This is a genomic window from Rhodococcus sp. UYP9 (assembly GCF_040547235.1).
In the GTDB taxonomy this organism is placed as follows: domain Bacteria; phylum Actinomycetota; class Actinomycetes; order Mycobacteriales; family Mycobacteriaceae; genus Rhodococcoides.
This window is the reverse complement of record NZ_JBEPPH010000007.1, coordinates 21,267-42,924: the sequence shown is the minus strand read 5'-3', so window position 1 is coordinate 42,924 and position 21,658 is coordinate 21,267. Positions and strand designations below refer to the sequence as shown.

The window sequence follows — 21,658 nt, the reverse complement described above, 5'->3', positions numbered from 1 at the left end:
CTCGGTCGAGCGCGCGTACACGCCGCTCGACCGCGCCCGTGGAGCCTCAGGCCGCCGAGGTCAGGCGGTAGACGTCGTAGACGCCTTCGACGTTGCGGACGACGTTGAGAACGTGTCCCAAATGCTTCGGGTCGCCCATCTCGAAAGTGAACTTGCTGATGGCGACTCGATCCCCTGAGGTCGCCACCGATGCCGACAGAATGTTGACTTTCTCGTCAGCCAGAGCCTTCGTGACATCGGAAAGCAGTCGGTGCCGATCAAGGGCCTCGATCTGGATGGCAACCAGGAAGACGGACGACGCCGAAGGCGCCCACTGCACATCGACGAACCGTTCGGACTGCTCCTCCAGCGACTTGGCGTTGGTGCAGTCGGTTCGGTGCACGCTGACCGATCCTCCGCGGGTGACGAATCCGAGGATCTCGTCACCCGGAACCGGAGTACAGCATTTCGCCAACTTCGCCACGATGCCTTCCGAGCCCGAGACGAGCACGCCGGCGTCACCGACCGGTCGGGCCCGAGTGGGAATCGTCGACGGTGTCGAACGTTCGGCAAGCTCTTCCTCGACGTCGCCCACCCCGCCCAGGTGAGCAACCAGGCGTTGTACGACGTGCTGGGCAGATACGTGGCTTTCACCGACCGCCGTGTACAGCGCGGAGACATCCACATAACGCAATTCGTGCGCGATGGTGGACATCGATTCCGCGTTCATCAGACGCTGAAGCGGTAGACCTCCGCGACGGACTTCCTTGGCGATCGAGTCCTTACCCGCTTCCAGTGCCTCCTCTCGGCGTTCCTTGGCGAACCACTGTCGGATCTTCGATTTGGCACGCGGAGAGACTACGAAACCTTGCCAATCACGGCTGGGACCCGCGGTGACGGCCTTGGAGGTGAAAACCTCGACCACCTCGCCGTTGTCCAAGGTGCGTTCCAGTGCGACGAGCCTGCCGTTGACGCGTGCTCCTATGCAACGGTGCCCGACTTCGGTGTGGACCGCGTATGCGAAGTCGACCGGGCACGAACCCGCAGGCAGGGTTACAACGTCACCCTTCGGGGTGAACACGAAGATCTCTTTGACTGCGAGGTCGTACCGCAAAGATTCGAGGAACTCCCCCGGATCCGCTGCCTCACGCTGCCAGTCGAGCAGTTGACGCATCCAGGCCATGTCGTCGACCTCGGCGTTGTCGTTGCCGTGCTTGCCTCGGGTCTCCTTGTATCGCCAGTGCGCGGCAATACCGAACTCCGCTGTCCTGTGCATCTCCCGGGTGCGGATCTGCACCTCGAGCGGTTTTCCTTCGGGCCCGACCACAGTCGTGTGAAGCGATTGGTAGACGCCGTATCGGGGCTGGGCGATGTAGTCCTTGAATCGCCCGGCCATCGGCTGCCACAACGAGTGCACGACGCCGACAGCCGCGTAGCAATCACGAATCTCGTCGCACAGAATACGAACGCCGACGAGGTCGTGAATATCGTCGAAGTCGCGGCCTTTGACGATCATCTTCTGATAGATCGACCAGTAGTGTTTCGGGCGCCCCTCCACCACGGCGCTGATGCGCGACGCCGACAACGATGCGTTGATCTCCGCTCGAACCTTCTCGAGGTACGTGTCACGGGACGGCGCTCGGTCCGCGACCAGTCGGACGATCTCGTCGTACTTCTTCGGGTGCAGGATTGCGAACGCCAAGTCTTCGAGCTCCCACTTGACCGTCGCCATCCCCAACCGATGAGCAAGCGGCGCAATAACTTCCAAGGTCTCCTTGGCCTTACGCGCCTGCTTTTCCGGCGGGAGAAACCTCATCGTCCGCATATTGTGGAGTCGGTCGGCGACCTTGATCACCAACACGCGGGGATCGCGTGCCATGGCAATGATCATCTTGCGAATGGTCTCGCCTTCGGCCGCGCTGCCGAGCGCTACTTTGTCGAGTTTGGTGACCCCATCGACGAGATGCGCGACCTCCTCACCGAACTCCTCGGTGAGTTGCGCGAGCGAGTATCCCGTGTCCTCGACAGTGTCGTGCAGCAGAGCAGCGACAAGCGTGGTCGTATCCATCCCGAGCTCCGCGAGAATGTTCGCCACTGCAAGCGGATGCGTGATGTAGGGGTCGCCCGACTTGCGCATCTGCGTGGCGTGCCGCTCGTCAGCGACATCGTAGGCACGTTGCAGCAACGCGAGATCGGCCTTCGGGTACAGGTCCCGATGCAGACTGACAAGAGGCTCGAGAACCGGTTTGACGGCAGCCGAGCGACCAGCGGTGATCCGGCGGGCCAGACGAGCGCGAACCCTTCTCGATGCCGACGTAGGAACAGCCGCCACAGACCCGCGTCCGGCTGTCGGCGGGACGGCTGGAACGGCCGTATTCGATTCGGGCGTCGCGGAATCCGAAGCGGGCCGTTCGGGCGAGGGTTGGTCGAGGTAACTGGTCACGCTGATCGCCTCCTGCCGCGTTTGAGTTCATGGCCTGGTCTTGCACCGGGCACACACGCTCCGTGGTCCGACTTTAGTCCTCACACATTTTTCAAGGAGGTGAGCGGGTACCCATCGCACCTGGAGCGGCCTTGAAGCTCCGCTATCTCCAGTACGACGGCAGCTCCTACGACCTGTGCCCCACGTGCGCGCAACAATGTCGCCGTCGCGGCGATCGTGCCCCCGGTCGCCAGCACATCGTCGACGACGAGGACACGCCTACCTACCAAGTCGATGGATTCGGGGATCTCCAGTTGGGCGGATCCATATTCGAGCTCGTACCGCTGCGATACGACGGGCGGAGGAAGCTTGCCGGCTTTGCGCACCGCGAGTACACCGGATCCGAGCGCAAGCGCTACGCCGGCACCGAGCAGAAATCCGCGAGCGTCGATACCTGCCACGAGATCCGCGCCCGTTCCAGCCACTGCCAGCGCTTCGATGACCGCCGAGAGTCCGTCCGCATCGGCGAACACCGGTGTCAGATCGGCGAAACGTACGCCCTGGACCGGGAAGTCGTCCGCCCAGCGGACCAATCGGTCGATGTTTGCCGAGGCGGTCTCGGCCAACGCGTTCACGTTGAAAGTTGTCTCACTGTGTTTGCTCACCGGAGGAGTATCCACCGATCCATATTCCAGCCCGCACCCGCCGCGGTCGGATTGGCGACGACGTTCTTCATCCCGTCCGATACGAGGAGCGTCCTCGGCTGGTTGAACAGCGGCAACGACGGCATATCGTTCCACAGGATGCTCTCGCCCTCCGTCGCTACCGCGAGAGAAGTTGCGTCGGATGTATCGACGGCAAGCTGATCCACGATCGCATTCACCCGACTGTTGTCGTAGCCGCCCACGTTGCTACCGACGCCACCACGCAGGCTGTACCGGGCAGCCGCGTCGGACACGGCGCCAGCCGCTCCCGACGCCGACGCGGTCGATCCGAGTACCACGTCGACTTCGCCACGCTGGAGGGCGGAGGGCGAGAACTGAGCGGACGATGCGTCGACAACGTTGATTCCTGCTGGACCGCACGAGGCAGCGATAGTGGACACAATGTCCCCGCGACGTGCATCCGGAGCGAGGTAACCGATCCGGATTGTCGGGTTGGTCACACCGGCGGCCCGAAGTTCGGACGACGATGCGGTCGTGTCCGGCTGGCGATAACGCCCGGCCGCAGTAGCCGACACCGGCGGGTAGAGCAGGGTATCGGACTGCACAAGTCTGGCGTCGACGACGCCGGATCCGATCCCGACACTCTTGTCGTATCCGGAATGCCCTACCTCGTCGAACAGCTGCTGACGAGGAATGCACGAGGCAAGCGCTCGCCGCACCGCCGGCGAAGAAAGGGTTCCTCCGGTAGCCAACGTCAACTGTTCGACACCCTTGGAGGGAAAGTCGGTGCGGTCGAAGCCGTCGGTGGGTTCCTCTCCCCCGGCACCGGAGTCGACGACCTCGAGATCGCCTGCTTCGCTGCGCGCCGGGATGTCGGTTCCCTTGGGCCAGATGATGATTCGTTCCGTCTCGGGTGGGACGCCCCACCACTTGTCATTGGCTACCAAAACCAGCCCACCGTCGGCGGTATAGGAATCGACACGGTACGGGCCGTTGGACGGCATCAGGGATGTATCGATCGCGTCGGGAGCGAAGTTCCAGCCGGTGTTCCAGAAATCGGCGATCCGGCCCACCGCGTCCAAATCCCCACTGTCGATCGGGTCGACGATGTTGGGGACGTTCGCTGCACGCGCGACGACGTGTGCCGGGAGCAGCGATGTCGCACCGAACAAGCTGCGCCAGTCCAGGTAGGACCGCCCCGGCGCAAAGGTCACGGTGGCTTCCTTCGTACCGGTCACACAGTCGACTTTGTCGATGTCGGAGTACCCCGCAGTCGACGCAGCGTCGAACAGCGAAGAATTGCCCTCACCGGAGGTGAAACGGCCGCTCTGGGCAGCCCAGGCCAACACGAGGTCGTCGCAGGTCATCGGGACGCCGTCGGAGTAGACAGCCTGTGGAGCGATCACGTAGCGAACGGTCAGCGCAGCGGCGGGCACCACCGCCGCGCTTCCGATGTCGTTGTCGGACAGCGCCTCTCCCTCGGGTCCGAGATAGGTGAATCCGGTCTGGACGCGCGGGAACGCCTGGCGCGCCCCGGACGCGGCGCCGTCCACAGTTCGAGCGTTGTACGTGGACACGACGTTGTCGACGGCGTACCCGATGGACGGAACTGGATCCTCGGACGCCGAGCACCCCGCGGCCGTAGCCACGGTGACGGTGGCAGCCAGTCCAGCCGCCACCGCCTTTGCGACAGTTGTTCGACAGACTCGCACGTGATCAACGCCTCTTCTTGTTGCGCTTTCCTGTAGGCCTCGAGCCTGGCTGCGGTGTGGCCGGCGCGGGCACGGTAGCGGCCGAGGACTCGACCATGCCGACGACGCCTCCGCGCTGTGCAACCTCAGCTCGTTTGGCCATCACCTTCTTGGTATGACCGGCGACCGGCCCCCACTTTTCCTTGATGGTCACGAGCAGCGGTGTTGCGAAGAAGATAGACGAGTACGCGCCCACGATCATGCCCACCAACTGTACGAGTGCGAGGTCCTTCAGCGTTCCGACTCCGAGCAGCCATACGGCGACGACCATCAAAGCCAGCACCGGCAGTACGCCGATCACCGTCGTGTTGATCGAGCGCATGAGCGTCTGGTTGACAGCCAGGTTCGCCTGTTCCGCATAGGTCTTGCGCCTGAGATTGAGAATCCCCCTCGTGTTCTCTTCGACCTTGTCGAACACCACCACGGAGTCGTAGAGCGAGAAGCCGAGGATGGTCAACAAACCGATCACTGTCGCGGGTGTGACCTCGAACCCGACCAGCGAATAGACACCGGCCGTGACGAACAGATCGAACACCAGTGCCGCGAGGGCAGCAATCGCCATGTCCCGCTCGTACCTGATGGAGATATAGATACTGACGATGACGAGGAACACCAGCAGCGCGATCAGTGCTTTCTGGGTGATCTGTCCGCCCCAGGTTTCGCTCACATCGGAGATGCTGATCGCATTCGGGGACGCAACTCCGTTCCCGTCGACCGGTTCGAAAGAATCGAACAGAGCGGTCTTGACCGAATTCACTTCGGCAGCATCGAGCGCCTCGGAACGAACCTGCACGGTGGCAGCGGCACCGGAACCGACGGTCTGTACCGACACCGGATCGAATCCGAGGGTGTCGGCGAATACTTTCTCGACCTGCTCGGTACTGACGTTGTCGGCGGCCGGGATCTGAATCCGGGTACCGCCTTCGAAATCGATTCCAAGGGTGAATCCACGGACGGCGATGCTCAACAGGCAGATCAAGACGATCGTTCCGGTCAAGATGTAATAGAAGCGACGTCGACCGACAATCTCGAAGGCTCCAGTGCCCGTGTACAGACGATTCATCCAACTGTGCTGCGGCTGATCCATCTGCTCGGCACCGGAATCCGTCAGCAGTGTCGAGGTCGGTTCTGAAGTGTTCTTCTCCGGTGAATCGGACATATCACGCCCCCTTGGTCGACGCGTCGGCCGAGACCGTACTCGATGTCGTTCGGGCAGCCGCCCGCTTGCGTTCTTGCGCGACCTCTGCCACTGCACCGAGGCCGTTGACACCTGGTTTCGACCAGAATTTCGACTTCGTGCACAGGTAGACCAGCGGCCAGGTCACCAGGAAGACGACCACTACGTCGAGGATCGTCGTCAGGCCGAGAGTGAAAGCGAAACCTCGAACCTGCCCGACAGCAAGTGCATAGAGCACCGCAGCGGCGATGAAGCTGACCGCGTTTCCGGACAGGACTGTCTTTCGCGCACGTGCCCAGCCTCGCGGCACCGCAGATCTGAAGCTTCGACCCTCACGAATCTCGTCCTTGATTCGTTCGAAGAACACGACGAACGAGTCCGCTGTCATGCCGATACCGATGATCAACCCGGCAATGCCTGCCAAGTCGAGGGTGAAGTTGATCCACCGCCCGAGCAAAACCAGAATTCCGTAGACCATCAGGCCTGCCAGCACCAGCGACAGTGCCGTCAACAGGCCCAACGCGCGGTAGTAGACGAGGCAGTAGAGCAGGACCAGCACCAGACCGATGGCGCCGGCGATCAAACCTGCCTCCAACGACGCAAGCCCAAGCGTCGCGGACACTGTTTCTGCTTCCGACGAGGCAAAGGACAGCGGCAGTGAACCGTATTTCAGGGTGTTCGCCAACTCCGAGGCGCTCTGCGCGGTGAACTGGCCGGTAATCGAGGTGGCGCTCCCGGCAGGTGTCGCACCCTGGATCTGCGGTGCACTGACGACCTTCGAGTCGAGTGTGAACGCCGCCTGCTTGCCGATGTTGGCGCCGGTGAACTTCGCCCAGGTGTTACTACCTTCCGAGTCGAAACTCAGACTGACCTCGTGGCGTGACTGTTGGCTGTTGAAGCCCGACGTAGCATCGTCGATCTGCTGACCGTCGATGATGCTCGGCCCGAGTACATACACGGAGGTGCCGTCGGTCGAGCACGCGACGAGGGGCAATGCGGGATCGTCGTTGCCTTGCAGTGGATCGGGTGCATTGCAATCGATCGTTGCGAGGGCGGCCTGCTGAACCTGAGGGTCCTCGCTCTGCCGTAGCGCCTTCGCCTCGGTGATCTGATTGGCTGCCTGATCGGCTTCGGAGACCTCCGTGGGTGTCACTGCCGCCGGAGCGTCGGGGCTGCCTTGATCGCCGGTGGCAGGGGCCGCCGGGACCGGATCGACCGCGCTCGGGTCCTGTGCCGGGAACGGACGGCCCTGAGGTACCGACTCGCCGACCGGGGCCTGCTCGCCCGCCGCGGGCGCAGGTGTTCCGTTCGCAGGGGCTTGCTCTCCTGGCGCCGGCTGTCCTGCCGCCGGTTGCGCTGCGGTCAACACTGGACGAATGAAGAGCCGTGCGGTCTGGCCGAGCGAACGTGCCTGCGAACTGTCGTCACCGGGAACGGTGATAACGAGATTGTCGCCGTCGATCACCACTTCGGACCCGGACACACCGAGCCCGTTCACGCGAGTCTCGATGATCTGCTGCGCCTGCTTCAGAGAGTCCTGACTCGGCTGACTGCCGTCAGGTGTCCTGGCGGTAAGCGTGACACGCGTGCCACCCTGCAGGTCGATTCCCAACTTGGGAGTTGGCGACTTGTCTCCGGTGAAAAAGACCAGCGCATACACAGCGGCCATCAATACCGCGAAGACGGCGAGATAGCGGGCTGGATGCACCGATCCGCTGGAAGGTGCCACGGTGTGTGATTCTCCTCTTGGCGTGGGACAACATGCGGTCGATCAGGGGACGCAAGCGGTCTGATGTCGGGTGATACGCGTCGGAACAGGTGATTCCAGACGAGCTGGGCAGCATGTGCGCGGCAAGCGAAACCGCTGCCGGAGTTTCTCCGGCAGCGGTTTCGTTCACAGGTCGATCACTCTTTTTCGAGACGACGTGCGCTCTGCTCCACGGTCTCTTCCGAAGACGACGGGGATACGTCCTTCTCGAGTGTCGTGCTTTTCTCGAGCGACGGAGTCGCATCGTCGGACTCGATGACGTCCGCGGATCCGGCGACGTCGGAATCGAGATCGTCGACATCAGGGGGCAAGACCTCTTTCACGACGGCGCGCGACCATGTCGTCACGATGCCGTCGGCGATCTCGAGGTCCACTGTGTCGTCTTCGACCAGCACCACCCGGGCGTACAGACCGGCTGTGGTGACCACTTCGTCACCGATCTTCAGCGAATCCTGCAGAGTCTGAGTCTGGGCAAGAGCCTTCTTCTGGCGCCGGACGTTCAGGAACATCGGCACGAGCAGAGCCACGATGAGAAGGGGGAATAGCAGTTCCATCTTTTACGTCAGTCCTCGAAGTTTCGGTTGTCTATCGGTTTCGGCTTTCATGCCCACGGTGTCTTCATGGTGGTTTCTTACGTTCGCGTACAGCCGAAGTAGGCGACAATTCGGTCACCACGGCTGTACTGAAGAACCACGCAAAGGACCAGTGTGCCATTACCGGACCCACGATCCGGTCAGCTCCCACCGATTATCAGCAGATTATTCGGATAACTCCTGCTGAGCCTCGTTGGTTCGAACGGAAATTCCGCCGATGGCCAGATCGGGCGGCGGTACGAGTCCAAGGTGTAGCCATGCCGCAGCAGTGGCGACTCGACCACGGGGTGTGCGGGCGACCATCCCTGCGCGAACCAGAAAGGGCTCGCATACTTCCTCGACGGTTGCCGGTTCTTCCCCGACGGCCACAGCAAGAGTGGACACTCCCACCGGTCCGCCGCCGAAACTACGAATCAGCGCGCTGAGCACCGCTCTGTCCAACCGGTCGAGACCGAGTTGGTCGACGTCGTAGACGACGAGAGCCGCGCGGGCTGTGGCCTTGGTGATGGTGCCGTCACCGCGTACTTCCGCGTAGTCACGAACTCGGCGCAGAAGCCGGTTGGCGATGCGCGGTGTGCCTCGCGAGCGGCCAGCGATCTCGGTGCACGCAGCCTTGTCTATCGGAACACCGAGTATGCCCGCCGATCGCTGGAGAATCAGTTCCAATTCCGCAGGTTCGTAGAAGTCCATGTGCGCGACGAACCCGAAACGATCACGTAGCGGTCCGGTCAGCGCTCCCGATCGAGTAGTTGCCCCTACCAGGGTGAACGGTGCTACTTCGAGGGGAATCGACGTTGCTCCCGGACCCTTTCCCACCACGACGTCGACCCGAAAGTCCTCCATGGCCAGGTAGAGCATTTCCTCTGCCGGTCGCGCAATCCGATGTATTTCGTCGATGAAGAGGACATCACCCTCGACGAGATTGCTGAGCATCGCCGCTAGATCGCCTGCTCGCTCGAGCGCCGGTCCCGACGTGAGACGCAACGAGGTGTTCAACTCTTGCGCGATGATCATGGCCATCGAGGTCTTACCCAGGCCCGGCGGACCGGACATCAAAATGTGATCGGGGGTACTGCCGCGCAGCTTGGCGCCTGTCAACACCAACTGCAGTTGCTCACGCACGCGTGGTTGGCCGATGAAATCGGTGAGGGTCTTGGGCCTCAGGCTCGTCTCGACATCTGCGTCGTCCGCGATCAATCCGGCCGCGAGCTGAGAGTCTGCGAATTCCTCTTCCGGATCTCCGGTCATCTGCTCTTACCCAGATAGGCCAGCGCGGATCTTAGAGCCGCCGACGTGGACGCATCCGGACTCTCGACCAAAACCGAATCCGTCGCGTCCTCGGCCTGCTTGGCCGGGAAGCCGAGTCCGGTGAGCGCCTCGACGATCTGGTCACGAACGGAGTTGACCGTTCCGGGTCCGGACTGCACGATCGTGGTGTTCCCTGCTGCCACGATCGCATCGACCTTGTCACGCAATTCCACGATCATGCGCTCGGCGCCTCGTTTGCCGATTCCCGGAACTCTGGTCAGCGCGGCCACGTTGCTGTCTGCCAGCGCGGTCCGCAACGACTGAGGATCGAGTACCGCCAATGTCGCCATGGCAATGCGGGGGCCTACGCCGGAGACCGACAACAAGAGCGAGAACAGCTCACGCGATTCACTGTCCGAAAAGCCGTAGAGGGTCATCGAGTCCTCGCGGACGATCATCGTCGTCAGCAATCTCGACGCCGATCCTCGGCTCAACGTGCCGAGTGTGTCGGGCGTCGCATTGATTCGGTATCCGACACCCGACGCCTCGATGACCACGTGATCGAGGGCGATGTCGAGGACCTCGCCGCTGATCGAGGAGATCATCGTGTCCCTACCTCTCCTGCGGCACGAACCTGTCCTGCGGCACGAACCGGAGCGGCGGTGGATGCAAGCCTGGCGCGTTCGACCTTCCGCGCTGCCTGTGCCCGCGATTTACGTTCCTCGGCGAGCCGATTCTCGTACTTCCTCTTCTGCTGCGCGGCCATTGCTTCGGCCTGCGCCATTCTGGCCATCATCGGCGCCCGCCAACAATGGCAAATACCCAGTGCCAGCGCATCCGCGGCATCGGCAGGCGTAGGGGCGGTCTGCATACCGAGAATTCTCATGACCATCGCGGTGACCTGCGCTTTGTCGGCGCTACCGTTGCCGGTAACTGCAGCCTTGACCTCGCTCGGAGTGTGAAAACAGACGTCGATACCGCGACGAGCTGCCGCAAGCGCGATGACTCCCCCAGCCTGGGCGGTACCCATGGCCGTACGCACGTTGTGCTGCGAAAAAACGCGCTCGATCGCGACCACCGTCGGCTTGTGCGTATCCAACCAGTACTCCGCGGCCTCGGATATCAGGAGTAGACGCTGTGCCAGATCCATATCGGGCGGCGTTCGCACCACGTCTACATCGAGTGCCACGACACTGCGACCGGCCCCGCCTTCGATCAAGCTCAGACCGCACCTGGTCAAACCTGGATCGACGCCCATCACTCGCACACTGACACCTTCCGCTTACGAACTGTTGTTCGATAGCGTATCGGAGCGGTGCGACCTATCGGGTGCGCGACACCCGTAAGCGAGGTCCGTCTTCCCGCCCCGACCGGTTTCACTCCTCGTCGAGTGCAGCCATCACTTCATCGGACAGTTCGACGTTCGAGTACACGTTCTGCACGTCGTCGCTCTCTTCCAGTGCGTCGATGAGCTTGAACACCTTGCGGGCGCCGTCTACGTCCACGGGAACGGACACCGACGCCTGGAAGGTGGCCTCCGCCGAGTCGTACTCGATGCCTGCTTCCTGCAGTGCAGTGCGGACCGCAACGAGGTCGGTTGGTTCACTGACAATTTCGAAGGTATCTCCGTTGTCGGTGATCTCCTCTGCACCTGCATCGAGGACGGCCATCAGCACGTCGTCCTCGCTTTGCCCGTTCTTCTCCAACGTGACAAGTCCCTTGCGGGTGAACAGGTAGGACACCGAGCCCGGATCGGCCATGTTGCCGCCGTTGCGCGTCATGGCGACGCGAACTTCTCCGGCAGCCCGATTGCGGTTGTCGGTCAGGCACTCGATGAGCATCGCCACCCCGCTGGGGCCGTATCCCTCGTACATGATCGTCTGCCAGTCGGCGCCACCGGCTTCTTCACCTGCGCCGCGCTTGCGAGCACGCTCGATGTTGTCGTTGGGAACCGACGTGCGCTTCGCCTTTTGAATGGCATCGAACAGGGTGGGGTTACCCACTGGATCGCCACCACCGGTGCGGGCCGCCACCTCGATATTCTTGACGAGTTTGGCGAAGGACTTACCTCGACGCGCGTCGATTACCGCCTTCTTGTGCTTGGTGGTGGCCCATTTGGAGTGGCCGCTCATGCGATGGAGCCCCTTTCCTGCTTCAGCTAAGTGTTGTGTACTTTACGCATGTGCTCGGGTGAGAGGGATCCACTATCTCGGTTCGACCATCCGGCAACTGCCCTGCATGTACTACTGGGCCCTGCGTTCCACTAGGTCTTGCGTACCAAGTCTACGAACAGTTCGTGGACTCGGCGGTCACCGGTGACTTCCGGATGGAAGCTCGTCGCCATCACGGCGCCCTGCCGGACTGCAACGATCCGACCAGCGGCCGGGCCATCGGGAACTTCGGCCAGCACCTCGACGTCGTTCCCGACCCGTTCCACCCACGGCGCACGAATGAACACCGCGCGCACTTTCTCACCTTCGATTCCCGCGAACGTCAGGTCCGTTTCGAACGAGTCGACCTGCCTGCCGAACGCATTGCGCCGCACAGTGATGTCCAGTGCGTCGAGATGCTGGGCGTCGGGACGAGTATCGAGAATCTCCGACGCAAGCAAGATCATCCCCGCGCAGGACCCGTAGGCGGGTAACCCGTCCTTCAGCTTCGCTTTGAGGGGTTCGAGCAGGTCGAAGACGGACAGCAAAGTACTCATCGTCGTCGATTCCCCACCGGGAATCACCAATCCATCTACCTCGTCCAGTTCGCGCGGCCTGCGAACCGGCGTTGCGGTGGCACCACAAGAATTCAGGGCGGCGAGGTGCTCGCGGACGTCCCCCTGCAGCGCAAGGACACCGATCCTGGGACCACTCACTGGGGCCTGGCCAAGTCTTTGTTCACCCGGTCGGGGTTGCGATCGAAACGCATGAGCCCCTCCTGAACAACGGCAGCGACCATCCGCCCCTGCCGGTCGAAGATTCGTCCCTGCGTCAGCGCCCGACCGAAATCCGCGGACGGCGAAGTCTGGTCGTACAGCAACCACTCGTCGGCCCGGAACGGCCGCAGGAACCACAGGGCGTGGTCGAGCGAGGCGGTCTGTGTCGACACGTCGGGATGCGGCACCAATGCCGACCCGAGAAGCGTCATATCGCTCATGTAGGCGAGGGTGCAGACGTGGAACACCTGATTGTCCGGCAGCTTGTCTCGGTACCGAAACCACACGCGCTGTTGGGCGGCAAAATCCGGATGCTTCTCGGTCTGCTCACCCGGAACCAGCCTGACGTCCCATTCTTTCCATTCGCGAAAGAACGGACTTCCCCCATCCGGGAGATCACGCGAGTCGGGCAGAGACTCGGGGTCGACGACCTTGGGCATCGTGTCCTGATGTGAAATTCCCTCGTCGTCGACGTGAAAGGACGCGGACATGGTGAAGATCGGCTTACCAGCCTGAATACCCGTGACCCGACGCGTACTGAACGACCTCCCGTCGCGGAGGCGGTCCACCAGATAGATCGTCGGCTCGGTCGGGTTGCCCGGCCGAATGAAGTATCCGTGCAACGAGTGGACGCGATACTGCTCGCCAACCGTTCGGACGGCAGAAACCAGCGCCTGTCCGGCAACCTGTCCCCCGAATGTCCGCTGCAGCAGACTGGGAAATGTTCGACCGCGAAAGATGTCGTCCTCGATGCGCTCGAGCTCGAGAATGTCTTCGATACTCGCCATGATCCACCTTTCTGTACCAGCTGCCTGAAGGCTAACAAGGAGACGAACGCGATCTGCGGCCACCGCGACCTGAGCCCGTGCAGGGCAGGATGCTCTGTATGCCCCAACTCGAACCGATCTCGCCGGCCCGACTCGTCGAGACGTTCAGCGCGTTGCTTCCGTCGGGCCGTCGCTGCGTCGCGGTTGTCGACGGGCCGGACGGCGCTGACCCTGTCGACTTCGCCTATCGGACAAGCGCTTTCGTTTCCAGTACCGGTCGCCCGTGCGAAGTGGTGGACCTTCACGACTTCGTTCGCCCTGCCTCGCTTCGATTCGAGTACTCCAGAACAGACGAAATAACTTATCGCACAAGCTGGTTCGACTTCGACGCGATCGAACGCGAAGTGATCGCCCCACTGCGTCCCGGCGGTCGAGGACAGTTCCTACCCCGCTTGTGGGACGAGAAGAGCGATCGCTCGGCACGCGCTACGTTGCGCGAGGCAGCACAGACGCACGTAGTGATCCTTGCCGGACCGATGCTGCTCGGCCGAGGGCTAGACGTCGACGCGACGATCCGACTCGACCTCTCGGCAGGAGCATTGCGTCGTCGGACACGGCCCGAGGAACAGTGGACAATAGAGCCACTACTCACCTACTACCGTGAGATGGACCTACGCCGGGGCACTGAGTCCGCGGGACCGGCGCTCTGTGTTCGCTGGGACCATCCCGATCGGCCTGCGGTCCGGCTTCGGTGACGAACCCGGTGGATCCGTCACCGAAGAAAGTTCACCAGCCGCGCTCGGACAACCTGTGCCCAACCGGGAGATCGTCCACGTTGATTCCGACCATTGCTTCGCCGAGACCGCGCGACACCTTGGCCAGCACGTCTGGGTCGTCGAAGAAGGTGGTCGCCTTCACGATCGCCTCTGCGCGCTGTTGGGGGTTGCCCGACTTGAAGATTCCCGAACCGACGAACACGCCCTCCGCACCGAGTTGCATCATCATCGCCGCGTCGGCGGGCGTTGCAATGCCGCCTGCGGTGAAGAGCGTGACCGGGAGTTTCCCCGCGCGTGCAACTTCCACGACGAGATCGTAAGGTGCCTGCAATTCCTTTGCCGCGACGTACAACTCGTCCTCGGGAAGTGAGGTGAGGCGACGAATTTCGTCGCGAATCTTACGCATGTGCGTTGTTGCGTTCGATACGTCTCCGGTGCCTGCCTCGCCCTTGGAGCGAATCATTGCAGCGCCCTCGGTGATGCGACGCAGGGCTTCGCCCAGGTTGGTCGCGCCACACACGAACGGGGCGGTGAAGTTCCACTTGTCGATGTGGTTCGCGTAGTCGGCGGGAGTAAGGACCTCGGACTCGTCGATGTAGTCGACGCCGAGACTTTGCAGGATCTGAGCCTCTACGAAGTGGCCGATCCGTGCCTTGGCCATCACCGGAATGCTCACGGTGGCCATGATGCTGTCGATCATGTCGGGATCGCTCATTCGAGACACGCCGCCCTGCGCACGAATGTCTGCCGGGACGCGCTCGAGTGCCATCACTGCGACCGCGCCTGCGTCTTCGGCGATCTTGGCCTGCTCAGCGGTGACGACGTCCATGATCACGCCGCCCTTGAGCATTTCGGCCATGCCGCGCTTGACGCGGGAGGTTCCGATTCCGGGCTTGGAAACCTTCTCCTCGGAGCCGCTGGTGTCGGTCTCGGTGGGGGTACTCACGGTAAACTCCTGTGTTTGATCGAATGCGTTCTCGATGTCGAATCGTCCTTCAACGGCAGCGGGCGCATGTGCCCGCGGATCCGAAAGGACGTATTTGTTCGAGGTCGATTCTAGGCTGGCCTTCGATCACCACCTATAACCACTCGGCGATTGCTGGACTGGTAGCCCTCGATCACCGAGCAGGCGATCTTCTCGCCCGAAGGAGTCAGCGAATGGCTCGGACGTCCGGTTCGACTCGGCGGGCGAGCACGATGTTGACTTCGTCGAGTAGCTCGGCGAGTTCGAGGGGGTAGACGGTTTCGCCTGTCGCACCCAAAGCTCGGATGTCGTCCTCCTCACACCAACGGTGACCGGTGACGGTTCGTCGTTCGAAATCGGTGAAGCCACCGTGCTGAGGTTCGAACTCCTGAGTGCGGTACGCAAAGAACAGCTCTTCCGACCGAATCAGCGTTCCATTGAAAGGGAACGTGGCTACCCGCCGCCACATCGGGCCCTTGAGATCGGCCGCATCGACTTCGAGTCCGGTTTCCTCGTAGACCTCACGCACCGCTGCATCACGCAGACTCTCACCGGATTCGACCGCGCCGCCGATCGTGAACCAGAAGAAGACTTCGGGAACGATCGGGTCATGTCCTCGCAACAACAGAACCCGCCCGCGTTCGTCGACGAGAACCACTCTCGCCGAGGTCCGCTGCACGGCTCGTTCCTTGTGACCGAAGGTCTCCGACGCCGATCTTTCGGCAATTTCGAAGTACGTCGGCAAGGGCGCGGTACCGCCCAGATGCAAGATCCGCACCGGAGTGGTCGTTCGCAGCGCCAAGGTGTCCCGCACCGCGTCGTTGTGGAAACGCCTCGCGATCAATACGCGCGCTTCGGAATCTGCCAATTCGGCGACAAGTTGCGGCGGAAGATCAGCCGGATCGAGAGCCGCGAGTGCCCCGGACACAGCATTCTCGGCGTCCTCACGTCGCGATCTCTCTGCCCTTTCGGCGGTGTCGGCCAACGCTGCGAGCCGTTTGCTGTCTTCGAGCTGATCGCGAGTCGCTGCCGATACTGCACGGGCCACCACGGCACGTCTGGCCAATGCCGAATCCAGTGATTGCCATGCGAGGTCCGACCGGACATGAAGGCGATCCAAACGATTGGCCGTGGCGTAGGCCCACAGGCCGATGATCAGTATCACCACCGAGACCAAGCCCACTACGAGAATCGTCAATGCAGACAACGTCATCAGCTCGCGGCCCGCACCTTCTGGCCTCCGACGGTGATGGTCTCGTAGACGCGCATGATCTGTTCGGCGACTACCGGCCAGTCGTAGTCGACGACGGCTCTACCTGCGGCTTCGACCAATCCGACCCGTAGTCTCTCCGAGGACAACAAGGAGTCGACAGCGGTCGCCAGCGCCTCGGAGTCGCCGATCGGAACGAGAAGCCCGGCGGCACCGTCGCGAAGCACTCGACGAAACGCATCGAGCTCACTGGCAACGACCGCTGTTCCCGACGCCATCGCTTCGACGAGCACGATTCCGAAACTCTCACCACCGAGGTTCGGCGCGCAGTAGACGTCTGCACTTCGCATCGCAGAGGCCTTTTCCGCGTCGTCGACCTGTCCGAGGAATCTCAGATGATGGCCTAGCGCCCCTGCTTCGTTCCGCAGCTTGTCCTCGTCACCGCGACCGACGACGAGAATCTCGATATCGGGATGCCGCGCTACGAGCGACGGGAGGGCACCGAGGAGCACCCCCATCCCTTTACGCGGTTCGTCGAAACGCCCGAGAAACAGCACGGTTTTCCCCGCTCGCGGATAACCGAGCAGAAGCGGGGCGTGCGCGAACGCGGCGACGTCGACGCCATTGGGGATCTCGACGGCATCGCCACCGAGGGCTTCGACCTGCCACCGTCGAGCAAGCTCGGATACCGCAATTCTGCCGCTGATCTTCTCGTGGTAGGGCCGAAGCACCCCTTGGAAAGTGCTCAGTATCAACGACTTCGTGGTCGAGGTATGAAAAGTGGCGACGATCGGCCCCTCGGCGGCTTTGAGGGCGAGCATCGACAGACTCGGCGCATTGGGCTCATGAATGTGCAGAACATCGAAATCGTTCTCGCCGATCCATCGACGGATTCTCGAATATGTCACGGGTCCGAAACGCAGGCGGGCAACAGAGCCGTTGTACGGAATCGCCAATGCCTCACCGGCCGAGACGACGAAGTCCGGGAGCAAAGTCTCCTCCGATGCCGGTGCCAACACGCTGACCCGGTGTCCACGCTCGATGAACACTTCGGCAAGTTGTTGTACGTGCGCTTGCACTCCACCCGGAACGTCGAAGGAGTACGGGCAGACCATCCCGATCTTCACGACTCCTCGATTCGTGCTCTTCGCTTCTCCGAAAGGTCGGACATCCACAGGGGTTGCAACATGTGCCAGTCCGCTGGGTGCTCGGCGATCTGCGAGGCGAACGAATCGGCGAGCGCCTGAGTGGCAGCGGAGACACCCTCGCTGACGTCGATGCGAGGTGAGATGGTGAAACCCCAGCCGTCACCGTCGAAGTAACCGTGTACCGGCAGCAGGTGTGCCCCGGTATCGACGGCGAGCTTCGCAGGCCCGGCTGCCATCCGGGTCTGTTCTCCGAAGAACGAGACCGGCACACCATGTTTCGCCAGGTCTCGTTCACTGAGCAAGCAGACGACCCCGTTGGCTCGAAGCCGCTCCGACAATGCAGCGAAGGGTGGGGTTTCTCCCCCGCTGAGCGGAAATATCTCGAATCCGAGGCCTTCGCGGTAGTCGACGAACCGCTGATACAGCGATTCTGGCTTCAGTCGTTCCGCGACAGTGGCGAAACGACCATACGTGCGGACCAACCACATCCCTGCCATGTCCCAATTCCCACTGTGCGGCAGAGCGAGCACCGCCCCGGAACCCGCACTCAGTGCGGCATCGAGATGCTCGCGCCCGTAAACACATTTGTCGATGACCGCGGCCTGGGAGTTCAAATCCATCGACGGCAGCCGAAACGCTTCACGCCAGTAACGGGCATACGATCGGACGCTGTCACGAATCAACTCGTCCGGCACCAGGTTCGGGTGCACACCGAGCACTCGGCCCAGGTTTTTTCGCAGTTGCTCCGGGCCACCGCCGCGACGTGCAGCGACATCGGCACCCTTGTCGAACAGCTTCCGAGCCAACGGGTCCGGAAGCGCTCGAACTACTCGCCACCCTGCGGCATACCCGGCATCGGTGGCGCGCTCGACGAGCGTCATCTCTATTCGGCCTTCCCATCGGATCCGGCTTCGGGCGGCGTGGTCGGCGGGAAGATGATCTCGCGTGCGCCCTCGGAACGCCGTACGGCGAGTACTCGCTGAAAGACTGTCACCACACTCGCCACTGCGAGAATCCACATCGCTGGATAGATAAGGCTCTGTAGCCAAGGAATGTCGAAATGGCGACCGACACCGGTCAATCCGGCGCCGACGAGCACGATCACCAGACGGTCCGGGCGTTCTATCCAACCACCGTCGGCAGACAGACCTGATGCTTCGGCGCGCGCCTTGGCGTAGGAGATGACCTGCGAAGTCACGAGGCAGATCAGCGTTGCGATCAGCAATGGCTTGTCGTTCTCGGTGAACACCGCCCACCACGCAAGTCCACCGAAAATGGCACCATCGGCGACCCGGTCGCAGGTGGCGTCGAGAACCGCACCGTACTTGGTGCCACCGCCTCTGGCCCGAGCCATTGCACCGTCGAGCATGTCGAACAAGACGAACAACGTGATGACGACTGATCCCCACCACAGGTAGCCGCCCGGGAAGAGCGTCACCGCGGCCGTCACTGTCGCGACCGTTCCGATCAGCGTCACGGAGTTGGGTGTCAGCCCGGTGCTGTTCAGCGCCTTACCCAGCGGGGCGGTCAGCTTCGATACCGACGCCCGTCCGAAGACACTCAGCATGACGACGTCCCGTCGCCGCGCCGACTCATTCGTTCCATGCCGATGCCAGCAGAGCACGAGTCTCGCGTAGCAACTGAGGCATCACCTTGGTGCCGCCGATCACGGTGATGAAGTTCGCATCGCCTCCCCATCGGGGAACGATGTGCTGATGCAGATGCTCGGACAACGAACCGCCGGCAGCAGCACCCAGGTTGAGACCCACGTTGAAGCCGTGTGGCCGCGACACCCTTTTGATCACGCGAATGGTGTGCTGAGTGAACTCCATCAATTCGGCGCTCTCGGCGGAGGTGAGATCCTCGAGTGCGGCCACACGCCGGTACGGCACGACCATCGTGTGCCCGGGGTTGTACGGATAGAGATTGAGCACGGCATAGACCTGCTCACCCCGCGCCACGACAAGACCATCCTCGTCACTCATCTGCGGAATGTCGGAGAACGGTTCGCTCGACTGATTTTTCGCCCCGGGTGCCTCGGCTATGTACGACATCCGATGCGGCGTCCACAACCGTTGCAGACGATCGGGATGACCGAGACCGGTGTCGACGATCGCCGCATCGTGTTCGGGCATTGTCAGCTCACTCCTGAAGTGTCGGGAAGAAAGAGCGCGGCAGTAGGAGATGTGTTGGTGCGTGCGGTGATCCAGTCGGCAATCAGCGTTACCGCATCAGCTGTCGGGACACCGTTGACCTGGGTGCCGTCACGGAATCGGAAACTGACAGCGCCTGCCTCGACGTCGCGCTCCCCTGCCAGAAGCATGAAAGGAACCTTCTGCGCGGTCTGGTTGAAGATCTTCTTCTGCATCCGGTCGTCGCTCGCGTCGACCTCCGCACGAATCCCGAGCTTCTTCAAGTCGGCAACCACGGAGAACAAATGGTCTTGATGGACTTCGGCGACGGGGATGCCGACGACCTGTACCGGTGACAGCCACGCTGGGAACGCGCCAGCGTAATGCTCTGTCAGAAGGCCGAAGAATCGCTCGATAGAGCCGAACAGAGCCCGGTGAATCATGACCGGACGCTCTTTGGCGCCACCGGACGCGGTGTACTCGAGCTCGAACCTCTCGGGCAAGTTGAAATCGAGTTGGATGGTCGACATCTGCCAGGTTCGACCGAGAGCGTCCCTGGCCTGCACCGAGATCTTCGGGCCGTAGAACGCGGCACCGCCTGGATCCGGCACCAAGTCCAGGCCCGATGCGGCCGCGACCTCGGCGAGAGTGTTAGTTGCCTCCTCCCACACCTCGTCGCTTCCCACGGACTTCTCCGGGTTACGGGTCGACAGTTCGAGATAGAACTCGTCGAGCCCGTAGTCCTTCAGGAGGCCGAGCACGAATTCAAGTGCCCGAGTAAGCTCTTCGTGCATCTGATCCCGTGTGCAGAAGATGTGAGCATCATCCTGGGTCATTCCGCGCACTCGAGTGAGTCCGTGAATCACACCGGACTTCTCGTAGCGATACACCGACCCGAATTCGAACATGCGCAGTGGCAATTCCCGATACGACCGACCACGCGAGCGGAAGATCAAGTTGTGCATCGGGCAATTCATCGGCTTGAGGTAGTAATCCTGGCCGGGCTTGCGCACCTCGCCGTCCTCATCGAGTTCGGCGTCGAGATGCATCGCGGGGAACATGCCGTCGCGGTACCAATCCAAATGGCCGGAAACCTCGTACAGATGTCCCTTGGTGATGTGCGGAGTGTTGACGAACTCGTAGCCCTCTTCGATATGACGTTGACGTGAGTAGTTCTCGAGCTCGTTCCTGATCACGCCACCCTTCGGGTGGAATACCGGAAGACCGGAGCCCAGCTCGTCCGGGAAGCTGAACAAGTCGAGCTCCGAACCCAACTTTCGGTGGTCTCGGCGCTCGGCTTCCGCCAGCAACTCGAGGTGCTTGTCCAGCGCCTCGGTCGACTCCCAGGCAGTGCCGTAGATCCGCTGCAGGTCCGCGTTGTCCTGGTTTCCGCGCCAGTATGCGGCGGAGCTACGAGTCAATTTGAACGCCGGCACGTATTTGGTCGTCGGGATATGCGGCCCGCGGCACAAATCCCCCCAGATGCGTTCTCCGGTTCGGGGATTCAAGTTGTCGTACGCGGTGAGTTCACCGCCGCCGATTTCCATGATCTCGGGATCGTCGATGCCGGACTTGTCGTTCACGAGCTCGAGCTTGTACGGCTCGTCTGCGAGTTCTTCGCGTGCCTGCTCGATCGACTCGTACAACCGCCGCGAGAATCGCTGGCCGGCCTTGACGATCTGCTTCATCTTCTTCTCGAGAGCAGTCAGATCTTCGGGAGTGAAAGGAGTCTTCACGTCGAAGTCGTAGTAGAAGCCGTCCTTGATGAACGGACCGATTCCGAGTTTGGCGTCCGGAAAGAGCTCTTGGACGGCCTGCGCGAGGACGTGTGCGGCCGAATGACGAATGACGCTTCGACCGTCTTCGGTGTTCGCGGCCACCGGCTCGACCTCGGCATCACCCTCAGGAGCCCACGACAGATCACGAAGGCGACCTTCGGCATCTCGGACCACCACGATGGCGTCGGGCCCCTTGTTGGGGAGACCTGTGTCCCGTAACGCCGTTCCAGCGGTCGTTCCAGCCGGCACCATGATGCGGGCGGGTGAGACGTCTGTTACGGGCATGGTCACGGTGATGTACTCCTCGATAGGTCATATCGGTCTGGTGAGACCGAAGGACAGCCTATCGGGAAC

Annotated in this window: 20 protein-coding genes; 1 reads left to right on the top strand and 19 read right to left on the bottom strand. The window is 62.1% G+C overall.

Annotated elements, in window-relative coordinates; translation table 11 throughout:
• Nucleotides 1–46: 46 nt before the first annotated feature.
• The 12 genes from ABIB36_RS18435 to ABIB36_RS18380 all read right to left on the bottom strand — a co-directional run bounded on the left by ABIB36_RS18435 (nucleotide 47) and on the right by ABIB36_RS18380 (nucleotide 13,317).
• Complete coding sequence (locus ABIB36_RS18435; RefSeq protein ID WP_354562492.1) at nucleotides 47–2,422, bottom strand: RelA/SpoT family protein; 2,376 nt, start codon at nucleotides 2,420–2,422, stop codon at nucleotides 47–49.
• Nucleotides 2,423–2,502: 80 nt separating this feature from the next.
• Nucleotides 2,503–3,066: an adenine phosphoribosyltransferase gene (locus tag ABIB36_RS18430; protein WP_373270564.1), complete on the bottom strand. Its 564-nt coding sequence runs from the start codon at nucleotides 3,064–3,066 to the stop codon at nucleotides 2,503–2,505.
• The gene (locus ABIB36_RS18425; protein WP_354562494.1) at nucleotides 3,063–4,745 is read right to left on the bottom strand and encodes an ABC transporter substrate-binding protein; all 1,683 of its coding nucleotides are present in this window, start codon (nucleotides 4,743–4,745) and stop codon (nucleotides 3,063–3,065) included. The genes ABIB36_RS18430 and ABIB36_RS18425 overlap by 4 nt, the downstream gene beginning before the upstream one ends.
• A 37-nt stretch (nucleotides 4,746–4,782) precedes the next feature.
• The gene (gene secF / locus ABIB36_RS18420; RefSeq protein WP_354562496.1) at nucleotides 4,783–5,976 is read right to left on the bottom strand and encodes a protein translocase subunit SecF; all 1,194 of its coding nucleotides are present in this window, start codon (nucleotides 5,974–5,976) and stop codon (nucleotides 4,783–4,785) included.
• 1 nt (nucleotide 5,977) lies between these two features.
• A complete protein-coding gene (gene secD, locus ABIB36_RS18415; RefSeq protein WP_354562499.1) occupies nucleotides 5,978–7,723 on the bottom strand; it encodes a protein translocase subunit SecD in 1,746 nt (581 codons plus the stop codon).
• 176 nt (nucleotides 7,724–7,899) lie between these two features.
• A complete protein-coding gene (gene yajC, locus ABIB36_RS18410; RefSeq protein ID WP_354562501.1) occupies nucleotides 7,900–8,316 on the bottom strand; it encodes a preprotein translocase subunit YajC in 417 nt (138 codons plus the stop codon).
• A 204-nt stretch (nucleotides 8,317–8,520) separates the two neighbouring features.
• Entirely contained in the window at nucleotides 8,521–9,603 is a 1,083-nt protein-coding gene (gene ruvB / locus ABIB36_RS18405; RefSeq protein ID WP_084348782.1) for a Holliday junction branch migration DNA helicase RuvB, read from the bottom strand.
• Nucleotides 9,600–10,208 carry a Holliday junction branch migration protein RuvA gene (gene ruvA, locus ABIB36_RS18400; RefSeq protein WP_084348781.1) on the bottom strand — a complete coding sequence of 203 codons (609 nt, stop codon included), beginning with the start codon at nucleotides 10,206–10,208 and terminating at the stop codon, nucleotides 9,600–9,602. The genes ruvB and ruvA overlap by 4 nt, the downstream gene beginning before the upstream one ends.
• Nucleotides 10,205–10,870: a crossover junction endodeoxyribonuclease RuvC gene (gene ruvC, locus ABIB36_RS18395; protein WP_354562505.1), complete on the bottom strand. Its 666-nt coding sequence runs from the start codon at nucleotides 10,868–10,870 to the stop codon at nucleotides 10,205–10,207. Before ruvC ends, ruvA begins: the two co-directional genes overlap by 4 nt.
• Before the next feature lie 109 nt (nucleotides 10,871–10,979).
• Nucleotides 10,980–11,735 (bottom strand): YebC/PmpR family DNA-binding transcriptional regulator, encoded by a 756-nt coding sequence (locus tag ABIB36_RS18390; protein ID WP_084348779.1) that lies wholly within the window; start codon nucleotides 11,733–11,735, stop codon nucleotides 10,980–10,982.
• 131 nt (nucleotides 11,736–11,866) lie between these two features.
• A complete protein-coding gene (gene pdxT / locus ABIB36_RS18385) occupies nucleotides 11,867–12,469 on the bottom strand; it encodes a pyridoxal 5'-phosphate synthase glutaminase subunit PdxT (protein WP_354562508.1) in 603 nt (200 codons plus the stop codon).
• Nucleotides 12,466–13,317 (bottom strand): acyl-CoA thioesterase, encoded by an 852-nt coding sequence (locus tag ABIB36_RS18380; RefSeq protein WP_084348777.1) that lies wholly within the window; start codon nucleotides 13,315–13,317, stop codon nucleotides 12,466–12,468. Before ABIB36_RS18380 ends, pdxT begins: the two co-directional genes overlap by 4 nt.
• Nucleotides 13,318–13,415: 98 nt before the next feature.
• Between ABIB36_RS18380 and ABIB36_RS18375 the strand changes: the two genes are divergently transcribed.
• Nucleotides 13,416–14,051 carry a nucleoside/nucleotide kinase family protein gene (locus ABIB36_RS18375; RefSeq protein WP_354562510.1) on the top strand — a complete coding sequence of 212 codons (636 nt, stop codon included), beginning with the start codon at nucleotides 13,416–13,418 and terminating at the stop codon, nucleotides 14,049–14,051.
• Between the two features lie 31 nt (nucleotides 14,052–14,082).
• Here the strand turns inward: ABIB36_RS18375 and pdxS are convergent, their stop codons facing one another.
• The 7 genes from pdxS to thrS form a co-directional block, all read right to left on the bottom strand.
• The gene (pdxS, locus tag ABIB36_RS18370; protein WP_084348775.1) at nucleotides 14,083–15,018 is read right to left on the bottom strand and encodes a pyridoxal 5'-phosphate synthase lyase subunit PdxS; all 936 of its coding nucleotides are present in this window, start codon (nucleotides 15,016–15,018) and stop codon (nucleotides 14,083–14,085) included.
• 205 nt (nucleotides 15,019–15,223) lie between these two features.
• Complete coding sequence (locus ABIB36_RS18365) at nucleotides 15,224–16,249, bottom strand: NUDIX hydrolase (RefSeq protein WP_084348774.1); 1,026 nt, start codon at nucleotides 16,247–16,249, stop codon at nucleotides 15,224–15,226.
• Complete coding sequence (locus ABIB36_RS18360) at nucleotides 16,249–17,373, bottom strand: glycosyltransferase family 4 protein (RefSeq protein WP_354562513.1); 1,125 nt, start codon at nucleotides 17,371–17,373, stop codon at nucleotides 16,249–16,251. Before ABIB36_RS18360 ends, ABIB36_RS18365 begins: the two co-directional genes overlap by 1 nt.
• On the bottom strand, nucleotides 17,370–18,275 hold the full coding sequence (locus ABIB36_RS18355) for a phosphatidylinositol mannoside acyltransferase (protein WP_084348772.1): 906 nt from the start codon (nucleotides 18,273–18,275) through the stop codon (nucleotides 17,370–17,372). The genes ABIB36_RS18360 and ABIB36_RS18355 overlap by 4 nt, the downstream gene beginning before the upstream one ends.
• Nucleotides 18,276–18,277: 2 nt before the next feature.
• Complete coding sequence (pgsA, locus tag ABIB36_RS18350; RefSeq protein WP_084348771.1) at nucleotides 18,278–18,961, bottom strand: phosphatidylinositol phosphate synthase; 684 nt, start codon at nucleotides 18,959–18,961, stop codon at nucleotides 18,278–18,280.
• A gap of 25 nt (nucleotides 18,962–18,986) precedes the next feature.
• Nucleotides 18,987–19,529 (bottom strand): ATP adenylyltransferase, encoded by a 543-nt coding sequence (locus ABIB36_RS18345; RefSeq protein WP_084348770.1) that lies wholly within the window; start codon nucleotides 19,527–19,529, stop codon nucleotides 18,987–18,989.
• A gap of 2 nt (nucleotides 19,530–19,531) precedes the next feature.
• Complete coding sequence (gene thrS / locus ABIB36_RS18340; protein ID WP_143542246.1) at nucleotides 19,532–21,589, bottom strand: threonine--tRNA ligase; 2,058 nt, start codon at nucleotides 21,587–21,589, stop codon at nucleotides 19,532–19,534.
• Nucleotides 21,590–21,658: the final 69 nt, after the last annotated feature.